Here is a 19,177-nt window from a genome sequence, read left to right on the forward strand (position 1 = left end):
GCGAGCGTGCTGGAGAGTGGAAGACTGGTGCCGCGGAAGGGATTCGAACCCCCGACCCCATCATTACGAATGACGTGCTCTACCAGCTGAGCTACCGCGGCCTGGCATCGGGCGATCGGCGCGGCCGCAGGGGGCCGCGCGACGAGGACATGTCCCCCGACGCGCCGCCCTGATAGCGGCAAGCGGCCGCGATGGCAAGCCTTGTCGAAGCCTCGCCGCCGTTTCCCTTGTCCTTGCGGCGCCCGGGTTTGCAAATCATCGCAGTCCGGGCAGGGTGGCGGCGATGCTCGCCTCCGCCCCAGCCCCCGTCCGTCCGGTCGTCGTCACGCACCGCGCCGTCTTCGCCATCGCCGCGCCGATGACGCTGGCGCATCTGTCGACGCCGCTGCTCGGCATCGCCGACACCACGGTGATGGGCCAGTTCGGCGATGCGGCGCTGTTGGGCGCGGTGGCGCTGTCGGCGGTGCTGTTCGACTTCCTGTTCTGGGGCTTCGGCTTCCTGCGCATGGGCACGGCCGGGCTGACCGCGCAGGCGCTCGGCGCCGACGACCGTGTCGAGCAGCGCGCCGTGTTCCTGCGGGCGCTGGTGCTGGCCGGCATCTGCGGCCTCGCCCTCGTGCTGCTGCAGAGCCTGATCGCCGCCGCGGCCTTCCCGCTGCTCGGCGGCTCGCCGGCGGTGACCGAGGCGGCCAAGGTCTATTTCCATGTCCGCATCTGGTCGGCGCCCTTCGCCTTCGCCGGCTATGCCGTGCTCGGCTGGCTGATCGGCATGGGCCGGACCATGACCGGGCTGATGCTCCAGGTGGGCATCAACGTCGTCAACATCCTGCTGTGCCTCGCGCTGGCGCTGGGCCTCGGCTGGGGCGTCGCCGGCGTCGCCTGGGCGACGACCCTGGCCGAGGCCGGCGGCATGGCGGCGGGCCTGGCGATCGTGGCGCGGCATTTCGGCGGCCGTCTCGGCGTGCCGCGCGCCATCGTCTTCGACCGGGCCAAGCTGGTGCGCATGGTGGCGCTCAACCGCGACATCATGATCCGCACCCTGGCCCTGCTCGCGGCCTGGACCTTCTTCGCCCGGCAGGGCGCGCTCGCCGGCGACGTGACGCTGGCGGCCAACGCGATCCTCAACAATTTCTTCCTGCTCGGCGGCTTCTTCCTCGACGGCGTCGCCACCGCGGCCGAGCAGCTGTGCGGCCGCTCCGTCGGCGCCAACAACCGGCCGGCCTTCGAGCGCTCGGTCCGGCTCTCGATCCTGTGGAGCTTCGCCCTGGCCGGCGCCATGAGCCTGCTGCTGTTCACCGCCGGCGGCCTGTTCATCGACGGCATGGCCAGGAGCCTGCCGGTGCGCGAGGAGGCGCGGACCTTCCTGGCCTACGCCGCCCTGTCGCCGCTGGCCGGCAGCCTCGCCTTCACCTTCGACGGCGTCTATGTCGGCGCGACCTGGAACGCCGCCATGCGCAACCTGATGCTGCTGGCGCTCGGCGCCTTCTTCGTCCTGTGGTGGCTGCTGACGCCCTGGGGCAATCACGGCCTGTGGCTGGCGGTGCTCGGCTTCCTGCTGGCGCGCGGCGCCACCCAGGCTGCGGCCTATCCGCCGCTGCTGCGCCGCGCCTTTGCGTAAGGGCCCGGCTGTTCTAAACAGGTCCGGGCGCTCTCACCGGGACCATTCCATGCATGTCCTCGTCACCGGCACCGCCGGCTTCATCGGCTTCCATCTGGCACGGCGGCTGCTCGCGGACGGACACCTCGTCACCGGCATCGACGGGCTGACGCCCTATTACGACGTGACGCTGAAGCAGGCGCGCCACGCCGTGCTGGCGCGGACCAACGCCTTCCAGCCCCATGTCGCCATGCTGGAGGACCAGGATGCGCTGATGCGCATCGCCGCCGACGCCAGGCCGGACGTGATCATCCATCTCGCCGCCCAGGCGGGGGTGCGCTACAGCCTCGATCACCCGCGCGCCTATGCCGAATCCAACCTGACCGGCACCTTCAACGTGCTCGAGACCGTGCGCGAATTGCGCCCGCGGCATTTCCTCCTGGCCTCGACCAGCTCGGTCTACGGCGCCAACACCGCCATGCCGTTCCGCGAGACCGACCGGACCGACCATCCCATGACCTTCTATGCCGCCACCAAGAAGGCGTCGGAGGACATGGCCCATTCCTATGCGCATCTGTGGGACCTGCCCATCACCGCCTTCCGCTTCTTCACCGTCTACGGGCCTTGGGGCCGGCCCGACATGGCCCTGTTCAAGTTCGTCAAGGCGGCACTGGCCGGCGAGCCGATCGACGTCTACGGCCATGGCCGGATGCAGCGCGACTTCACCTATATCGACGACCTCGTCGACGCGATCGTCCGCCTCATCGATTGCGTGCCGGTGCGCGACCAGCCGGTCGCGGCCTGCGACAGCCTGTCGCCGGCCGCGCCGTACCGGGTGGTCAACATCGCCGGCGGCCAGCCGGTGGGATTGATGGACTATATCGATGCCGTCGAGACCAGCGTCGGCCACACGGTGCAGCGCAACATGCTGCCGATGCAGCCGGGCGACGTGCCGGCGACCTTTGCCGCGCCCGACCTCCTGCTGGCGCTCGTCGGCCGCAAGCCCGAAATCCCCGTCAGGGTCGGCGTGGGCCGTTTCGTCGAGTGGTATCGCGACTATTATCGCGTCTGAACATGCCGTTCCCTCCCGTCAGGTCCGGGCAAATCGCCGCCGTCTGTCAGGAATTGTCACAAAAAGTGAATCCCTCGACGGGTGTCGACGCGCCGGAACGCGGCGGTGCCGATTGCCTGCCGCGGGGGCAATCGTTAGGGTGCTCGCCGGAAAGTGCCGGGAATCATTGTCGATTTGTCCCGGTGTCGGACTGGCGACATGTGCGGCGGCACGTCATGTCGCGACGTCGAGGCGCTTGCGCGGTCCGGCGTTCGGGGGCATGGGAATGGGCGCTGTCAAGCCGGCAGGGCCGGAATGTTGCTATCGCGGGGGGTGGATCAACCAGGGGGAGATCGGCTATTCCTGCTGAACAAGCTGTTAACGCTTGGCTTGGTAAGGTTGATGAACCGTGGAGCGGATGGTCTCTGTTCCCGGCGTGACTGATCCGGATGCAGAGAGTGGGCGACCATCGCCCCAATGTGGTCCGGGGACGTGGGGGATTTCGTAATCTCATGAATTGCAGGACAAGCATTGTCGTCGCATGGGCTGGCCGGGCCGTTGGCTCGCATGCCGGTCAGGAGACGGCTCGGCGGCTGTCCCGAGTGACGTCCGCTCGATGAGTGCGTTGTCTCTCATGCTTGGAGCTGCGAGCGCAGTTAGGGTTGCGGTCTTGAACTACGCGAGCAAAGCAACGCCGTCGGCCGGGGAGAGGATGGGCACGCCCGTGCGCGGCCCGTGGCCGGAGCGGTCGCACTACCTGTTGCTGCAGTTTCCGTCGACCCCCTTCGTCTGGGAGCTCGGCAGCGAGCTGAAGCGGCGCGGGCATGGCGTCAGCCGCATTCGCCTGTGCATGGGCGATCATCTGTTCTGGCCCGGCAAGGCCTTCGACTATCGCGGTTCGCTCGAGGGGTTCGAGGACGAGGTGCGCGACCTCATCGTGCGCGAAGGCGTCACCGGCGTGCTTCTGTTCGGCGATTGCCGCCCCTATCACCAGGCGGCGATGCGCGCTTGCCAGGCGCTGGGCGTGCGGGTCCACGTGTTCGAGGAGGGCTATCTCCGGCCGTTCTGGATCACCATGGAGGAGAACGGCACCAACGGCATGTCCGGGCTGCCGCGCGATCCCGACGAGATCCTCGCCCTGGCGGAACAGCTCGGACCCTACCAGGCGCCGGACGAGACCATCACCGGCGGCAGCCGGCGGCGCTTCGCCTATGAGTTCGTGACCTATGCGCTGTCGCTCTACGGTCCGCGCCGGTACGCGAACTATCAGTTCCATCGGCCCTACCCGCCGATGCAGGAATTGTGGTCGTGGGTGCGCAAGCTGGGGCAGCGGCCGAGGGCGGCGGTGCGGAGCCGGCGCGAGGAAGCGGCGCTCGCCGCATCGGGGCGGCCCTTCTTCCTGCTGCCGCTGCAACTCGACAGCGACTATCAGATCAAGATCCACTCGCATTTCGGCTCCATGCAGGCGGCCCTGCGCCATATGATGGAGGCCTTCGCGGCCGATGCTCCGGCGGAGGTGGCGCTCGTTGTCAAGCGCCATCCGCTCGACAACGCCATCGTCGACATGCGGTCTCTGACCGCCGGGCTGGCGCGCGAGCTCGGCATCGCCGAGCGGGTCTTCTTCATCGACGGCGGCCATCTGCCGACCCTGCTGAAGATGGCGCGTGGCGTGGTGACGGTGAACAGCACCACCGGCCTGCAGGCGCTGCACCATGACTGCCCGACCATCGCGCTTGGCAAGGCCATCTACGACATTCCTGGGCTGACCCACCCCCGCAACGAACTGAAATCGTTCTGGAACGCGCCGAAGCGGCCCGACCACCGGCTCTACGCGGCCTATCGCCGGGTGGTGATGCACCTCACCCAGTGCAACGGCAATTACAACACGGCCCGCGGCATTGCCCTGGGCGTGCGCAACATCGTCGACCGGCTGGAAGGCGAGACGGTCCGGTCGACGGCTGCTGCGAGCCTGCCGATCCTGGTGGAGGCTTCGGCGCTGTCGCTGATCGACGAGGCGCCGGGGCTTTGCGTCGCCGCGTCGCCCGCAGAGTAGATGCCGCCCGACCGTGCTGTCATAACCATCTGATGCGAGTCGGCTGGCCGAAGCCCCCGCCGGGTCGTCGGCGTGGCTTTTGCCTGTCGATGGAACGGCCGGTACGACGGCGACGGCAACGACTGGCGACCTGACAAGGCCCTTGGACTCGGCACTGCCGATGGATGATGACAGCACCGCGGATCTCGGCTTTCGACCGTCCTGGTTGCCGCCGCCGCATGCCCGGCTGGGCGCGCTGGCTTCGGACCGCCGCGCGATTCCCTCGCCCCGCCTGTTCCTTGAAGCGGAAAGCCTGCGTGCGATCCGGTTCGTCGGCGGCGAGTTCGACGGCATCGTCGGCTACGGCCCGGGGCGCAGGCTCGGCGAGGCCAGGACCTATGCGGCGCGGCGCAACCTGCCGTACTGGACGCTCGAGCCCGGCCTGTTCGGCGCGATCGACCTCGGCGCCGGCCGGTCCTTCACCTGCTCGCTGAGTGCCGACGATCTCGGTCGTTTCCGCGATGCGTCGCGGCCTTCGCGGCTCGAGCGCATCCTGCTCGACGAGCCGGTGCAGAGCCTGGCGGCGAGCGGCGCGGCCGTCCGCGACCGGATCCTGCGCGACCGGCTCTCCCGCGACAACGGCCTGCCCGATCGCCCGGTCTTCGTTGCGCGCGACGGTCGGCCGCGCCTGCTCCTGGTGGATGCGGCGCCCGGCGACCTCACGACCGCCGACGCCCTGGCAGGCCCCGGTGACTTCGCCCGCATGGTGGAGGCGGTCCGTCGCGAACGGCCGGACGCTTCCCTCCTGGTGTATCGCCCGGCAGGGGGGCAGGCGGGCCTGCTCGCCGGGGCGATGGCCGCGCTGTCCGCGACCGTCCTCGACGGCACGGTCTCGCCGCATGCCGTCCTCGACGAGGTCGACGAGGTCTGGACCGTGGCGGATGCCGTCGGCTTCGACGCCGCGCTGCGCGGTCTGCCCGTCACCGTCTTCGGCGTACCCTTCTATGCCGGCTACGGATTGACCAGCGATCGGCCCGGCGACCAGGCCCAGGCCGGGGCGCTGGCGCGGCGCGCTCCGGCCCGTCTCACGCCGGATGCCCTGGCCGGCGGTGTCCTGGTGCGCTATGTGCGCTATGTCGATCCGATCCGCGAGCGGCGGGCCAGCTTCGACGAGGTCGCCGACCGGCTGGTGGGGGTGCGCCGGCGCCAGCACAGACTGCCGGCGCGCAGCATCTGCGTCGGCTTCTCGCGCTGGAAGCAGCCGATGGCACGGGCCTTCCTGGGCGGGCCGGGCAAGGTCGTTTCCTTCTCTCAGGCCAAGGACGCCCTGGCGCAGGCGCAGGCGAACGGGGCCACGCTCTGCATCTGGGGGATGCGGCTGCGCGACCGGCTGGAGGCGCCGGCGCGTGCCGCCGGCGTGCCGGTGCTGCGGGTGGAGGACGGCTTCCTGCGTTCGGCCGGCCTCGGCTCCAACTTCGTCTTCCCCGCCTCGCTCTGCCTCGACAGCCGCTCGATCTACTACAATGCGGGCATTCCGAGCGACCTCGAGCACATCCTGGCGACGACCAAGTTCCCGCACGAGCTGATCGCCCGCGCCCGGGCGCTGCGCAAGGCGATCGTCGAGCAGGCCGTGACCAAATACGGCATGGCGCCGTCGCCGGCGCTGCAGCAGCGGCTCGACGACCTGCGCCTCCAGGCAGCGGGCCGCGACATCGTGCTGGTTCCCGGGCAGGTGCCGGGCGACGCCTCGATCACCTTCGGTTGCCCGCGGACCAGGACCAATTTCGCCCTGCTGCAGGCCGTCCGGGCCGAGAAGCCGGGGGCCTTCATCGTGTTCAAGGTGCATCCCGACGTCGTGGCCAAGAACCGTTCGGGCGGCGGCAAGCACCGCTTCGAGGACGTTGCCGACGCCGTGGTGAGCGACGGGCCCATCATCCCCTTCATCGATCTGGCCGACGAGGTCCACGTCATGTCCTCGCTGGCCGGCTTCGAGGCGCTGATGCGGCGCAAGCGCGTGGTCACCTGGGGTGCGCCGTTCTATGCCGGCTGGGGCAACACCGAGGATCGGCTGCGGCATCCGCGCCGCGGCCGCGCCCTCTGGCTCGACGAACTTGTGGCAGGCGCGCTCATCCTCTATCCCGCCTATCTCCACCCGCCGACACTGCTGCCCTGCGAGGCGGAGGACATCGTCGACTTCCTGGCCCGGCGCACGCTGGCGCAGAAGCCGGCCCGGCGCCTGGTCGCGCCCGTGGTCCGTGGCGCCGAATACCTCCTGCGCATGGCCGGCATGGCGCGCCGCAAGTTCTGAAGCAGGCGTCCGGCTGCACGGCTGTTCCCTGCGGGACACCCCGGTGAAGTCGAAGCGGGCATTCGGATGGGCGCCCGACAGGCTTCGGAAGAGGAGCGGAAATATCTGAAAACATTGACGCGAATCGACGGCTCTTCCGGGAAGGTTGCGAGGCTGGCCGGTCGAATATAGATCCGGCTTGCCGGGATCGCCGGCCTTCGCGCTTGCGAAATGTCGTGCGATTTGCCATTGTGCAGTGCGATATATCGCATGGCGCATCCCGCGCGCCGCTGTTTCGGCCTATCGGTCTTATCGTGATTTCAATTGGGATTTTGGCATGACGGTGGAACGGATCGCCCTCGCCTCCATACGGGACGACTTGATGGAGTGGCTGATCGAGAAGGCGCTGCCGATCTGGTGGGAGGTGGGTGCGGATCGTGCGCAGGGCGGCTTTCACGAGCGCCTCGGGCTCGACGGCAACCCGTGCCCCGATCCGCGTCGGGCCCGGGTCCAGGCCAGGCAGGTCTTTGCCTTCGCCATGGCCGGCCGGCTGGGATGGAGCGGGCCGTCGCGCGAGGCGGTCGATCACGGCCTCGCCTTCTTCCGCCGGGCCTATGAGCTGGAGGCGGGCACGTTCCGCACGCTGGTGGCCGCCGACGGCGCGGCGCTCGACGACACGGTCGTGCTGTACGATCAGGCCTTCGCCCTGTTCGCCATGGCGATCGCCAGCACGGTGGTGGCCGATCCGCAGCCGGTGACGGCGGCCGCCTCGCGGCTGCGCCGGCACCTGGCGGCGACGCTCAAGCATCCCTTCGGCGGCTTCGAGGAGACCGCCCCGCCCACCCTGCCGCTCAAGGCCAATCCCCACATGCATCTGCTCGAGGCCTCGCTGGCCTGGCTGGAGGAGGGCAACGGCGCCGATGCGCCGGCCTGGAACGCCCTGGCCGACGAGATCGCCGAACTGGCCCTGTCGCACCTGATCGACCCGGCGACGGGCTATCTGAAGGAGTTCTTCGACGCGCGCTGGCATCCGGTGGCCGGCCGCGACGGCCGCATCGTCGAGCCCGGCCACCTGTTCGAGTGGGCCTGGCTGCTGGTGCGCTGGGGCCGCATGCGCGGGCGGGACGACGCCATCGCCGCCGCCCGACGGCTCGCCGAGGCGGCGGAGGCCCGCGGCGTCGATCCCGTGCGCAATGTGGCCGTCAACGCCATCCTCGACGATGGCAGCCCGCTCGATGCGGGCGCCCGCTGCTGGCCTCAGACCGAGCGCATCAAGGCTGCGATCGTCCTGGCCGGCGTCGCCGCGACGCCGGCGGAACGTGACGTCTGGATCGGCCGGATCAAGGCCGGCGCCGCCGCGCTCCGGGCGTATCTCGATGTGCCGACGCCCGGCCTGTGGCGCGACAAGCTGCAGCCCGACGGCCGCTTCGTCGAGGAGCCGGCGCCTGCCAGCACGTTCTATCACATCATCTGCGCCATCGCGGAGCTCGACAGGGCGCTGGCCGAGGGCGACCTTGCCGAGCCGGCGGTCGCCCCGACCGGCCCTTCGCCGAAAATTGACGCGTGAGATCCAATCGTGACACCATCCAGCGGACCGTTGGGGCGGCCATGACGCAAGCAGCCGCCAAGATCGCCATGACCGAGGCCGAGCCGATACCCTTCTCCTGCGACTGGGGCCCGCCGGCCGGCGCCAGGCTCGCTGCCATGACCGTGACGCTGCGGGCGACGCCGGAGCTGTCGAACTTCTTCCCGGCCAACACGTTCCATCCGCTCGAGCTCGCCGGCCTCTCCGGCTGCGACGGCGTGCTCGGCTGGGGCCAGAAGCCGTGGGCCCGCGGCGCGCGCCGTGTCGCCGGCGTGCTGGGACGGCCCTACTGGACCGTCGAGGACGGCTTCTTCCGCTCGGTCGGGCTGGGCAAGGCCCAGGCGCCGTCGGTTTCGCTGGTCGTCGACGATCTCGGCATCCATTTCGATGCCCGCCGCGAATCGCGCCTGGAGCGGATCATGGTGGAGCACGCTTACATCCCGCATCTGCGCCGGGCCTCGCCGCTGCGGTCGATGATCGTGTCGAAGCGGCTGACCAAGTACAACTCCGCCGCCGACCGGCCGATCTCGCTGCGCCCGCGCGCCGGGCGGCGGATCCTGCTGGCCGACCAGGTCCGCGGCGACAGCTCGGTCGCCGGCGCCTGCGCCGGCGCCGGCGCCTTCTCCCACATGCTGGAGCAGGCCTGGAGCCTGAAGGCGCGCGAAGGGGTCGACATCCTCATCCGGCCGCATCCCGACGTGGTGGCCGGATTCGCCCGCGGCTATTTCGATCTCGAAGCCGACCATGGCGACGTCCAGATCGTCGCCGACGACGTGTCGACCCATGCCGTGCTCGACGAGGTCGACGAGGTCTGGGTGGTGTCGAGCCAGATCGGCTTCGAGGCATTGCTGCGCGGCATTCCCGTGACGTGCTTCGGCGTGCCGTTCTTCGCCGGCTGGGGCCTCACCACCGACACGCCGGCCACGCCGGAGGCGGAGGCGGCCCTGCGCCGGCGTTCCGTCGCGCGCTGCTCGATCGACGATCTGGTCGCGGGCGCGCTGATATCATATTCTCGCTACATTGATCCTGTTACGAAGACGGCGGTCGAGCCGGAGGACGCACTGGCGGGTCTGGCAGCGCGGCGCGACGCCGCTTTGTGATCGGGGGCTGGCGAGAGGATGGATCATATCGCTCTGCACTTGGAGAGCGCGCCTGCCGGCGTGGCGGCGCGGCCTGCGGAAAGGGCTGAATCGTGATCCAGATCCTGCGCGGCATCGAGCGGCAATGCTCCGTCGTGATCGCCCTGATCCGGCGCGAGCTGGATCTGCGCATCGCCCACCGCTCCCTCGGCTGGATCGAGGAGATCGGCACCATCACGGCCCATACCCTCGCCTTCACCTTTATGCGCCTGGTCATGGGCGTGACCACCCACCAGGGCATGGCCGTGATCCCGTTCACCTTCACGGGCGTCATGGTCTACTGGCTGTTCAAGACCGGCATCACCTCGGTCTACAGCGCGCCGGGGGTGTTGCGACGCTATTCCGATTTCCCCCAGGTGACCTTGCTCGACGTTGCCGTCGCGCGCGCCATCGCCAATGCGATCATCTACATCTCCTTCGCGTTCTGCGCCTTCATGCTGCTGACCATCTTCGGCTTCTCGCCGATGATGCGCGACGGCATATCCGTCTTCCTGTGGCTGCTGTCGGCCGCGATCTTCGGTTTCACCTGCGGCCTGTGCCTGATGTGGCCGGTCTACGTGTTCCCGTGGGTCCGGACCGTGGTCATGGCCGTGGTGTTCCGGGCGATCTCCCTCATCGCCGGCACCTTTTTCGTGTATTCCGACCTGCCGCTGATGATCCGGCCCTACGCGGAGTGGTTCCCGCTGATGCACATCAACGACAAGCTGCGCGAGGCCTATTTCAGCACCTTCCGCGCGTCCTGGGCGAGTCCCAACTACGTCACCATGTGGCTGCTCTGCACCTTCGGGCTGGGGCTGATGGGCTGCGACGTCGTGCGGCGGAAGATGAAGAACGATGGCTAGGGGCTGTTGCCGCGGTAACCTTCTCATGGATGCCCAGCGTGCGTATGATGGAGGCTGCGCGGCGGCGGTTCGTGTTCGGCAGGACAATCGGGGTCGCGGACAGGGCATCGGATGATCGCGTTGAACACTGTGACCGTCAGCTATCCGACCAAGGGGGGCAGGCTGTCCGTCCTGTCGGATGTCACGGCCGAGTTCGAGGCAGGGCTCAATATCGGCATTCTCGGCCTGAAGGGCTCCGGCAAGACGACGCTGATGCGCCTGCTCGGAGCCCATATCCGACCTGACGCCGGAACCATCGAAAGAGGCGGCAACAAGGTGTCCTGGCCGCTGACGTCGGTGCGGCCGTTGGCAAAAGCTTTAAGCTTGCGGAGCAATATCAAGTTTCTGGCGTCGATCTACGGCGTTCCGTCCGGCCCGCTGACGCGGCGTGTCGAAGAATTGTCGGAATTGCGTGGCTATCTCGACGTCCGGACGGATCGCCTGCCGCATCACGCTATGGTGCGGGCTGCGTATTCGATATGCCTTGCGATGGAATTCGACTATTATCTGGCGGACGAGTCCATTCTGATCGGTGACGAGGAGTTTCGCAGGAAGGCCGAGTTCCAACTCCAGGAAATGCGTGGGCAAAGAACGTTGATCCTTGCAAGCCGCAATGCGCGTCTTGTGCAGAAGTACTGCGACATTGCTTATGTCTTGCATGAAGGTAAATTGAGCAAATATGACGACACCGGTCAAGCAGCTGCGGCTCTCAAAGCCCTTTGAGATGCTTCGTCGTCGTCCGCGTGAGGACGAGCGCGAAGAGGATCTCGACGAAGACTTTCTCGAGGAAGAGGCCCCGGTACGGCCGCGCCCGACGATCGCCCTGCTCAATCCGATCAGTGCGGCGGCGGCGCGGCGCAAGCACCTGATTTCCCTGGGCATCAACCTGGCGGTTTTCCTGGTGCCGATCCTGGCGACGGCGCTTTATCTGGCCTTCATCGCCAAGCCTCTGTACGAGGTCGAATCGATCATCATGGTCAAGATGCCGCCGAGCATGGGCGGCGGTGGCGGCCCATCCGGCGGCGGCGCCGCGGGCGGCCTCTCGGCGCTGATCGGCAAGGTCACCGGCGGCTCGTCGGTGATGCCGCGCGCCATCGACGAATCCTTCGCGGTCATGCAGTATATCGCGTCGCGCGAAGCGTTCCGCGAGCTGGAGAAGCGCATCGCCGCAGCCAGCGTGCCGGAGGCCGCCGTCACGCGTGCGGCCGCCGCCGCCGTTTCCTCCACGCCCGCCGAGGCCAGCACGGCCGGCGCCATCGCGCCGAAGGCGCCGTCGGAACCGGCCGCGCCGCAGGCGCCCGCGGTTCCCGCCAACGCCATCTTCGGCTCGTGGTACGGGCTGTCGGCCGACACGGACTTCGAGACCCGGTTCTCCTATTATCTCAGCAACGTCAAGCTGGTGTATGACGAGATCACCGGCCAGGTCGACCTGAAGACCTACGCCTATGACGCGGCATCGGCCAATCTCATGAACGAGATTCTGCTGCAGATGTCGGAAGATCTGGTCAACCAGTTCAACCTGCGGTCCGAGAGGGACTTCCTCGACCGGGTGCGCAAGGAAGTCGACAAGACCCGCAACGAATACAATGCTGCGGCTGCAGCCGTGACCCAGTTCCGGCTCAGCAACAACATGATCGACCCCAAGCTCGACGGCGCGGCGCTCGGCGGCATCATTACCGGGCTCCTGACCTCGGCCACCGGCGTCGAAGCCGAGATCTCGAACATGATCGGCCGCGGCGTCACCAACGAGGCGCAACTGCGCCCGCTGCGCACCCGCCTGGCGGCGCTGCAGGACCAGATCGAGGCCCAGAAGGCCCAGCTCACCGGCCAGAACGGTTCGCTCGCCCCGGTCATGGCGCAGTATGCGGTGCTGGACATGAACCAGCAGATCGCCCAGCAGCAATATGTGTCGGCCCTGTCGAACCTGTCGAGCGCGACGTTCCAGGCGAGCGCCCAGAAGCTCTACATCGTCAACATCGTGCCGCCGAAGCCGCCGGAAGAGGCGCAGTACCCGGACACGCAGCGTACGCTGCTGCTTGCCGTGCTGTTCTCGGCGCTCGGCCTGCTCGTGTTCCGCACGGCCGTGTCGGGTGTGCGCGACCACATGATGTAGCCGGCGGTCCGGCGCGGCGGCCCGCCGTTGCGCCGGACGCCCCTTCTCCCGCACAAGCCCGGGCCGGCGGCTCAGCCGCCTTGTCTGCCCGGAGGACCGCCGGTGAGGCGGGCATACAGGTCCGCCAGCCGCTCGCGGTAGCGTTCAGGGGCGAAGGCGCGGGCCTGGACGCGGCCCCGTGCCGTGAGCGTGCCGCGCAGTTCGGCGTCCGCGTCGAGCGCCAGGATCGCCTCGGCGATGGCGCGGGCGTTGTAGGGGTCGACCAGCAGCGCGGCGTCACCGGCGATCTCGGGGATCGAGCCCTGCGTCGAGCTCAGCACCGGCGTGCCGAGCGTCATGGCCTCCAGCACCGGCAGGCCGAAGCCCTCATAGATCGAGGGATAGAGCACGGCTTTCGCCGCCCGGATCAGGCTGACCAGCAGGGGGAAGGGCGCATATTCGAGCAGCATCACGCGGTCGCGGGCAAAGCTGCCGCCCGACGCCGCCTCGAAGGCCTGCAAGGTCTGGTCTTTCAGGAGACGCAACTCGCCCTCGGCCATCCAGGCCTTCTCGCCGACGATCACCAGCGGCGTGCGGGACTGCGAGGCAAGGTAGCCCTCGATCAGCCGGCCGACGTTCTTCTTCGGCTCGATTGCGCCGAAGAACAGGAAATAGCCGCGGCTTTTCAGGTTGAAGACGCCCTCGACCTCCCGCCGTACGGTCTCTTCGGGGGTGGCCATCAACTCGGCCGGGATCTCGACCGACTGGAAGGTGTTGGTGATCTTGTCCGGCGGCGTGCCGAACAGGCTGACGATGTCCCGCTTCGACGTCTCCGACACCGTGACGATATGATCGGCCTGATCGAGCAGGTGGGTGATCAGCCGGAGATAGCGCGCCTTGTCGTTGTCGATCGCGTAGGGCAGGCGCAGCGGCACCAGATCGTGCAGCGTGTAGATGTTGCGGGCTCCGGGCACGCGCAGCGGCAGCGGGTAGGTCCAGTGCATCAGCGTCGGCGCGTGCGGCACGGTGACGTCGAGCCGCGAGCCATAGGTTCTGAAATGCCGCGCGCCCTTGTTGAAGGCGTCGGTGGCGTTGAGGACGCGGTCGAAAAAGGGCAGGTGGTCCTTGCGCGCGCCGGCGACGACCGCGCCGGTCATCGGCACGTCAGCGGCGCGAATCCCCCAGGGTGGCTGCAGCAGGTGCCAGGCGCGGCGCAGGGCGCGCCGGTGCCAGGCCCGGTTGAGCGCCGGCGGATCGAAGAAGCTGATTTCGCGCAGCAGCGGATCGTAGGAGGGGGCGAGCTTCGCGCCATAGAGCACGTCGACGCCATAGCCGAGAGCGTGGAGATGGAAGCTCAGATTGCGGGCATAGGTGGCGACGCCGGTGCCCTTGCGCAGTCCGAGATTGTAGCCGTCGATCATGATCCGCGGCGTGCCGGACATTCTCGTCTCCGATCCCCCGGCCGGTGCAGGACGCGGCTCCCGGATGGGCTGCCGGTTCATCCTAGAGCTAAAGTGTGTTTCGGCAGAAACGCGCTTTGCCCCAACGCCTTGTTTCGACGCGTCTTTGCGACTTGATGCGATTCCGTCAAATCGTAAAACGTTCTAAAGTCGCAGCGACGCCAGGGCGCGGCGAGGCAGGGGCCAGACCGGATCCTCCAGGCGCACGACCGTCGGCACGGGAAAGGATTCGAACAGGCCGCGCGGATCGAACACGGCCGGCCTGAACCGGGTGTCGAGCGCCGCGATCACCGCGCTCCAGTCGGTTTCCTCGTCCCTGGCCTGGCAATAGGCCAGGAAGGTCGGACGGTCGGTGCCGGAATAGAAATCGCGGATCCGGTGATCCATGGCGGCCTGCAGGTCGTCGGCGTCCAGTTCCTGCGCGCCGCCGTCATAGGGCGCGAACCAGGCGCAGGGAATGCCGTAGGCCTCGGCGATCACCATGCCGTGGAAGCTGGTCGTGACGATCCGCCGGCAGCCGACGATCTCGCGCGTCTTGGCTTCCAGCGCCGCGAGCGTCGGGGCGCTGAGCGTGTTGATGATCCGGACGCGGTCGGCGAAGGGCGGCGGAATGCGGTAGCGCAGGTGCTCGGGTTTCGGGCCGCCGTCCGGCGCGCGCCGGTCGAGCTCGTCCAGGTGCAGGATGACGCCGAGGTCGTGCGTCTTCTCCACACCCGCCGGCGGGAAGATCCGGGGCAGGAACCAGACCGGGTCGCCATAGGCTTCCGGCGCGGCGATGCCCTGCGCCCGCAGGATCTCGGCGGTGCGGCGGCCACGGACGGCATGGACGTTGAAGACGGTGTTCGGCGGCCGGGTATAGCGCTTGATGTCGGGGTTCATCGGATTGCGCGTCGCGTCGAGCCCGGTGCCCCACAGATGCACGGTGCCGAATTTCAGCGCATGGGCGATCGTGCCCACCGCGGCCAGCCGCTCGACATCGCGATGAAAGTTGGTGCGGGCGATCGGACGTCCCGACATCACGCAGACGATGACGGCGCTGAGCGCGTCGCCGAGATTGGCGTAGGGCGTGCCCTTCTTGGTCCAGGACCATGCCAGCGGCAGCGGCTGCGGGCCGGCCAGCCAGCGCCGCAGCGGCGAGGCGATCTCGACGGCTTCCAGGCGCGCGCTCGTCCGGGCCCGGCCCGGCCTTGCCGCCCGCCAGGCGGCGGCGAGCGCCTGCGGCACGTTGCGGCCGCCGAGCCAGCCGCGCAGGCCGCGGATGCGGTGGCGCCGGTCGGGCGGCGCCAGGCCGTGCTGCAGCGTGATCCCGGCGAGCAGCGGATGCTCCCAGATGGTCCGGCCCCCGGGGGCGGCGAGCGGCGATACCCGGGCGGGAAAGGCGGCCAGCAGCGCGTCCTCGTCCAGGGTGGACGGCTGCCAGGCGGTATCGACCGCCCGCATCAGCGCGCCCCAGTCGGTTTCCAGGCTGCGGTCCTGCCCGAAGATCGGGATGCGCTGCCGCCCGAGCCCGGTATAGAGGTCGATGATGCGCGGATCGAGCGGGCCGTCGGGGTCGAGCTCGAGCTCGGCCAGCCCCTGCGCCGGTGCGCTGGGAGCGAAGTAGAGGCAGGGAATGCCGTAGCTCTCGGCGATGACCATGCCGTGCAGGCTGGTCGACACCAGCCGCCGGCAGGCCAGCATTTCGTCGAGCTTGTCCTTGAGGGCGCCGATCGAGATCGGCGTCACCGTGCTGATCAGCCTGACATGGTCCCGCAGTTCCGCCGGGATGTGATAGCGCCGGTACTCCTCCCAGACATTGGCGTCGTAGGAGCGGTCCGACAATTCGTCGAGATGCACGATCACCCCGAGATCCCAGCGCTTGGGCGGCTGCGGCCGGTAGAAGCGGGGCAGGAGCCAGACCGGGTCGCCATGGGCGCAGCTTCCGGGCCTGGCGCCGAGCAGGGCGGCCGACAGGCGGCCGCGCGTGGCGGCGACGTGGCTGCTCGTGTCGGCGGGGGGCGTGAAACGCACCCGTTCATGCGCCGGCGCCGAAGGGTTCTTCCATGGGGAGCAGCCGGTGCCCCAGAAGGTGACGTCGCCGCCCCGGAAGTTCTGGGCGATGGTGCCGACGGCGGCCAGACGCGGCCGGCGATTGGCCATCGGGACGCGCTGGATGCCGAGCCCGGAGACCAGGGCGACCATGACCGGGCTGAGGGCGTCGCCGAAATTGAGATAGCTCATCTGCGCGCTGGAACTGGCCCAGCCGAGCGGGATGCGGCCGGTCTCCTCAATGGCGCGGCGCAGTTTTTCCATCAGCCCGCCCGTCCGCCCGGTGCGCCGGGCCCCGCCGCCCGTATCGCGCTCATGCCTGCAACCCGATGCCGGCGACCAGCGGATGCTCGAAGACGCTCGAGCCCGCCGGAGCTTCGATCGGGGCGGGATCGAGCGGGAAGCGTTCGACCATCGGCTCGGGGTCGAACGCCAGCGGCTCCCATGCCTCGTCGATCATGCGCAGGATCGCCCCCCAGTCCGAGACCTTGCGGCGCGGCTGCACCAGCACCGGCAGGAAGCGCCGCCCGAACCCGCGATAGAGGTCGACGATGCGCATGTCCAGCGTCACGTCCGCGTCCTCCAGATCGAGTGCGCACAAGCCCTCACGCGGGCCGGCATGGGCGAAGTACAGGCAGGGAATGCCATAGGCTTCGGGAATCACCAGCCCGTGCAGGCTGTTGGAGACGATGCGCCGGCAGGCGAGGATCTCGTCGATCCGCTCGCGCATCGCCGCGGCCGTCGGCGGCGTGATCGTGTTGATCAGCCGGACGCCGGCGGCGTCGGCCGCCGCCACCTCGTAGCGTCGCAGCACGGGCTTGGGATGGGGCTCGAAGTCGCGGTCGCCCAGATCCGACAGGTGGATGATGACGCCGAGATCCCAGCGCTTCTCGATCTTCGGCCGGTAGAAGCGTTCCAGGAGCCAGACCGGATCGCCATAGACCGGCGATCGGCCGCCGTCGCCGAGGATCTGGCGGGAGATCGGCCCGCGGGTGGAGCGCACGTCGACCCTGGTCCAGAACGGGCGGCGATAGAGCCGGCGTTCCACCCCCTTGGGGGCCGACGGATTGGAATAATAGGACGATCCGGTGCCCCAGAACGTGACGTCGCCGCCGACGAAGGCGTGGCCGACGGTGCCGACGGCGCCGAGCCTCAGTCCGCGCCCCTTCATCGGTTCCCGCACGATCGGCCGGCCGCCCAGCAACGCGACCATCACCGGCGACAGGGCATCGCCGAGATTGACGCGGCTGTCGTCCGGGGCCAGCGACGCCCAGGCGACCGGCACCCGGCCTGTCCGGGCGACGGTTCTTGCGAGAGACGCCATCGCGGCCCGGTCCTCCTCGGCATAAGTGTGGCGACAGGCCCCGCTGATGGCATGAACCGGCAGGGATGACAATGTCGCAGCCCACGCAGCGCCGTTGACGCCCATGCGCGGCCATGCGACTTGTCTCGGCGAGTGGTGCAGGGCGCCTTAGTTTCGGCGCATCTATCCGGAGCATCCCGGTTTCGGCATGCTTCGTCAGACGAGTCCCTTGTTCTTCAAGCGTCAAGTTCAGCATTCGTGAGTCGGGCCGGCCGAGCCGCGGAGCATCGGTGTCGGAACGTGCAATGTCCGGCGGGCGATTGGCCCGGACGGAGCGCTTCCGCTTGAGACGAGAGACCGGCTCAGCCATGAAACCTTCAGAAATCCGCTCCTTGGGCGGTGTGGCTTCATCGCCACTTCAACGGCAAAACGTGGTTAACGTGGAGATCGGGCGTGCCATCCCAGCCCGTTTGCTGTACAGGTCGCGGGCTTTAGTCGATGCGTGAGGTTGTAGTGTTCGCCCTTTCCCCCCTCGTCAGGGCCCTGCCCATTCTGTTCGCGCTGACTGCATGTTCCGCTCTTCCCTCGGCCGGACCGGATGCCGACCAGATCGTTCACGCCAGCCAGGCTCCCACCGATCACGACCTCAAGCGTTTTCTGATCGTCCCGGTCAGTGACAGCATCGTCTCCATCCTGAAGAGCCGGCCGGTCGATTCGATCTATGCCAACTTCGGCGACCGTCGCCGTGCTCCCGACGTCCGAATCGGCGTTGGCGATTCGGTCTCGGTGACGATCTGGGAAGCCGCCGCCGGCGGCCTGTTCAGTCCGCAGCTGGGCGCCGTTTCGACCGGCGCGCCGAGCACCACCATCCCGGAGCAGGCCGTCGGTCGTGACGGCACCATCAACGTTCCCTTCGCCAACCGTATCCGCGTCGCCGGCCTGACGACGTCGCAGGTCGAGCACCAGATCGTCGACAAGCTGTCCGGGCGCGCCATCGAGCCGCAGGTGCTGGTGACGCTGCCGCGCAAGCTGAGCAATTCCGTCACCGTCACCGGCGAATCGACGGCCGGCGCCCGCGTGCCGATCAGCGAGCGCGGCGACCGCATCCTCGACGTCGTCGCCACCGTCGGTGGCGTGAAGGATGCGACCTACGAGACCTGGATCCGCCTGACGCGGGGCGGCCGGACCATGTCCGTGCCGTTCGCCAACCTGCTGAGCAACCCGCGCGAGAACGTCTACGTCCAACCCGACGACATCATCACCGTCGTGCGTCAGCCCCAGACCTTCACGGCCTTCGGAGCCACCGGCCAGAACGCCTCGATCGAGTTCAAGACGACGTCGCTGACCCTGGAGAGCGCCATCGCCAAGGCCGGCGGCCTGCTCGACATGCGCGCCAATCCGGACGGCGTGTTCCTGTTCCGCACCGAATCGATCGACTTCGCCCGGCGTCTGACGAACGAGCCGCTGCCGACGGCGATCGGCAACGCAATCCCGGTGATCTATCGGCTCAACCTGCGCGATCCGCGAGCCTATCTCCTGGCGCGCAACTTCGCCGTTGCCGACAAGGACATCCTCTATGTCGCCAACTCCGCTTCGACTCAGCTGAGCAAGTTCACCCAGCTCATCGCCACGGCGACCTCGCCGGTGATCAGCGGCGTGACCGTTGCCAACAAGCTCGACTGACGTGCCGGCTGCCGCCTTCGCACAAAGGCGGCGCCCGCC

General features: G+C 68.5%; 13 protein-coding genes and 1 tRNA gene. 10 read left to right on the forward strand and 4 right to left on the reverse strand.

The features are described from left to right. Positions 1 to 25 precede the first annotated feature (25 nt). A tRNA-Thr gene (locus AC27L4_RS01095) sits at positions 26 to 101 on the reverse strand. Between the two features lie 182 nt (positions 102 to 283). Between AC27L4_RS01095 and AC27L4_RS01100 the strand changes: the two genes are divergently transcribed. The 9 genes from AC27L4_RS01100 to AC27L4_RS01140 all read left to right on the forward strand — a co-directional run bounded on the left by AC27L4_RS01100 (position 284) and on the right by AC27L4_RS01140 (position 12,685). Beyond that, positions 284 to 1,618 carry an MATE family efflux transporter gene (locus AC27L4_RS01100; protein ID WP_487140102.1) on the forward strand — a complete coding sequence of 445 codons (1,335 nt, stop codon included), beginning with the start codon at positions 284 to 286 and terminating at the stop codon, positions 1,616 to 1,618. A gap of 49 nt (positions 1,619 to 1,667) precedes the next feature. Further along, positions 1,668 to 2,669: an NAD-dependent epimerase/dehydratase family protein gene (locus tag AC27L4_RS01105; RefSeq protein WP_487140103.1), complete on the forward strand. Its 1,002-nt coding sequence runs from the start codon at positions 1,668 to 1,670 to the stop codon at positions 2,667 to 2,669. A 703-nt stretch (positions 2,670 to 3,372) separates the two neighbouring features. Further along, entirely contained in the window at positions 3,373 to 4,701 is a 1,329-nt protein-coding gene (locus AC27L4_RS01110) for a capsule biosynthesis protein (protein WP_487140104.1), read from the forward strand. Between the two features lie 160 nt (positions 4,702 to 4,861). Further along, a complete protein-coding gene (locus AC27L4_RS01115) occupies positions 4,862 to 6,988 on the forward strand; it encodes a capsular polysaccharide biosynthesis protein (RefSeq protein ID WP_487140105.1) in 2,127 nt (708 codons plus the stop codon). Positions 6,989 to 7,304: 316 nt separating this feature from the next. Further along, complete coding sequence (locus AC27L4_RS01120; protein WP_487140106.1) at positions 7,305 to 8,534, forward strand: AGE family epimerase/isomerase; 1,230 nt, start codon at positions 7,305 to 7,307, stop codon at positions 8,532 to 8,534. Positions 8,535 to 8,575: 41 nt separating this feature from the next. Continuing rightward, positions 8,576 to 9,652, forward strand: coding sequence for a capsular polysaccharide export protein, LipB/KpsS family (locus AC27L4_RS01125; protein ID WP_487140107.1), 1,077 nt, complete (start codon positions 8,576 to 8,578; stop codon positions 9,650 to 9,652). 92 nt (positions 9,653 to 9,744) lie between these two features. Then, a complete protein-coding gene (locus AC27L4_RS01130; protein WP_487140108.1) occupies positions 9,745 to 10,533 on the forward strand; it encodes an ABC transporter permease in 789 nt (262 codons plus the stop codon). Between the two features lie 111 nt (positions 10,534 to 10,644). Further along, positions 10,645 to 11,295, forward strand: coding sequence for an ATP-binding cassette domain-containing protein (locus AC27L4_RS01135; protein ID WP_487140109.1), 651 nt, complete (start codon positions 10,645 to 10,647; stop codon positions 11,293 to 11,295). Position 11,296: 1 nt separating this feature from the next. Further along, positions 11,297 to 12,685, forward strand: coding sequence for a KpsE/RkpR family capsule polysaccharide export protein (locus AC27L4_RS01140; protein ID WP_487140110.1), 1,389 nt, complete (start codon positions 11,297 to 11,299; stop codon positions 12,683 to 12,685). A gap of 71 nt (positions 12,686 to 12,756) precedes the next feature. Here AC27L4_RS01140 and AC27L4_RS01145 read toward each other — a convergent pair whose 3' ends face one another. From AC27L4_RS01145 to AC27L4_RS01155, 3 genes are all read right to left on the reverse strand, one after another. Continuing rightward, complete coding sequence (locus AC27L4_RS01145; RefSeq protein ID WP_487140111.1) at positions 12,757 to 14,106, reverse strand: glycosyltransferase family 4 protein; 1,350 nt, start codon at positions 14,104 to 14,106, stop codon at positions 12,757 to 12,759. Positions 14,107 to 14,268: 162 nt separating this feature from the next. Then, on the reverse strand, positions 14,269 to 16,416 hold the full coding sequence (locus AC27L4_RS01150) for a polysaccharide pyruvyl transferase family protein (protein WP_487140112.1): 2,148 nt from the start codon (positions 16,414 to 16,416) through the stop codon (positions 14,269 to 14,271). A gap of 49 nt (positions 16,417 to 16,465) precedes the next feature. Then, complete coding sequence (locus AC27L4_RS01155) at positions 16,466 to 17,476, reverse strand: polysaccharide pyruvyl transferase family protein (protein WP_487140113.1); 1,011 nt, start codon at positions 17,474 to 17,476, stop codon at positions 16,466 to 16,468. A gap of 477 nt (positions 17,477 to 17,953) precedes the next feature. Here AC27L4_RS01155 and AC27L4_RS01160 point away from each other — a divergent pair, with 477 nt between their 5' ends. Further along, on the forward strand, positions 17,954 to 19,138 hold the full coding sequence (locus AC27L4_RS01160) for a polysaccharide biosynthesis/export family protein (RefSeq protein ID WP_487140114.1): 1,185 nt from the start codon (positions 17,954 to 17,956) through the stop codon (positions 19,136 to 19,138). The last annotated feature ends 39 nt before the right edge of the window (positions 19,139 to 19,177 follow it).

Source organism: Labrys sp. Lb11 (assembly GCF_057554225.1).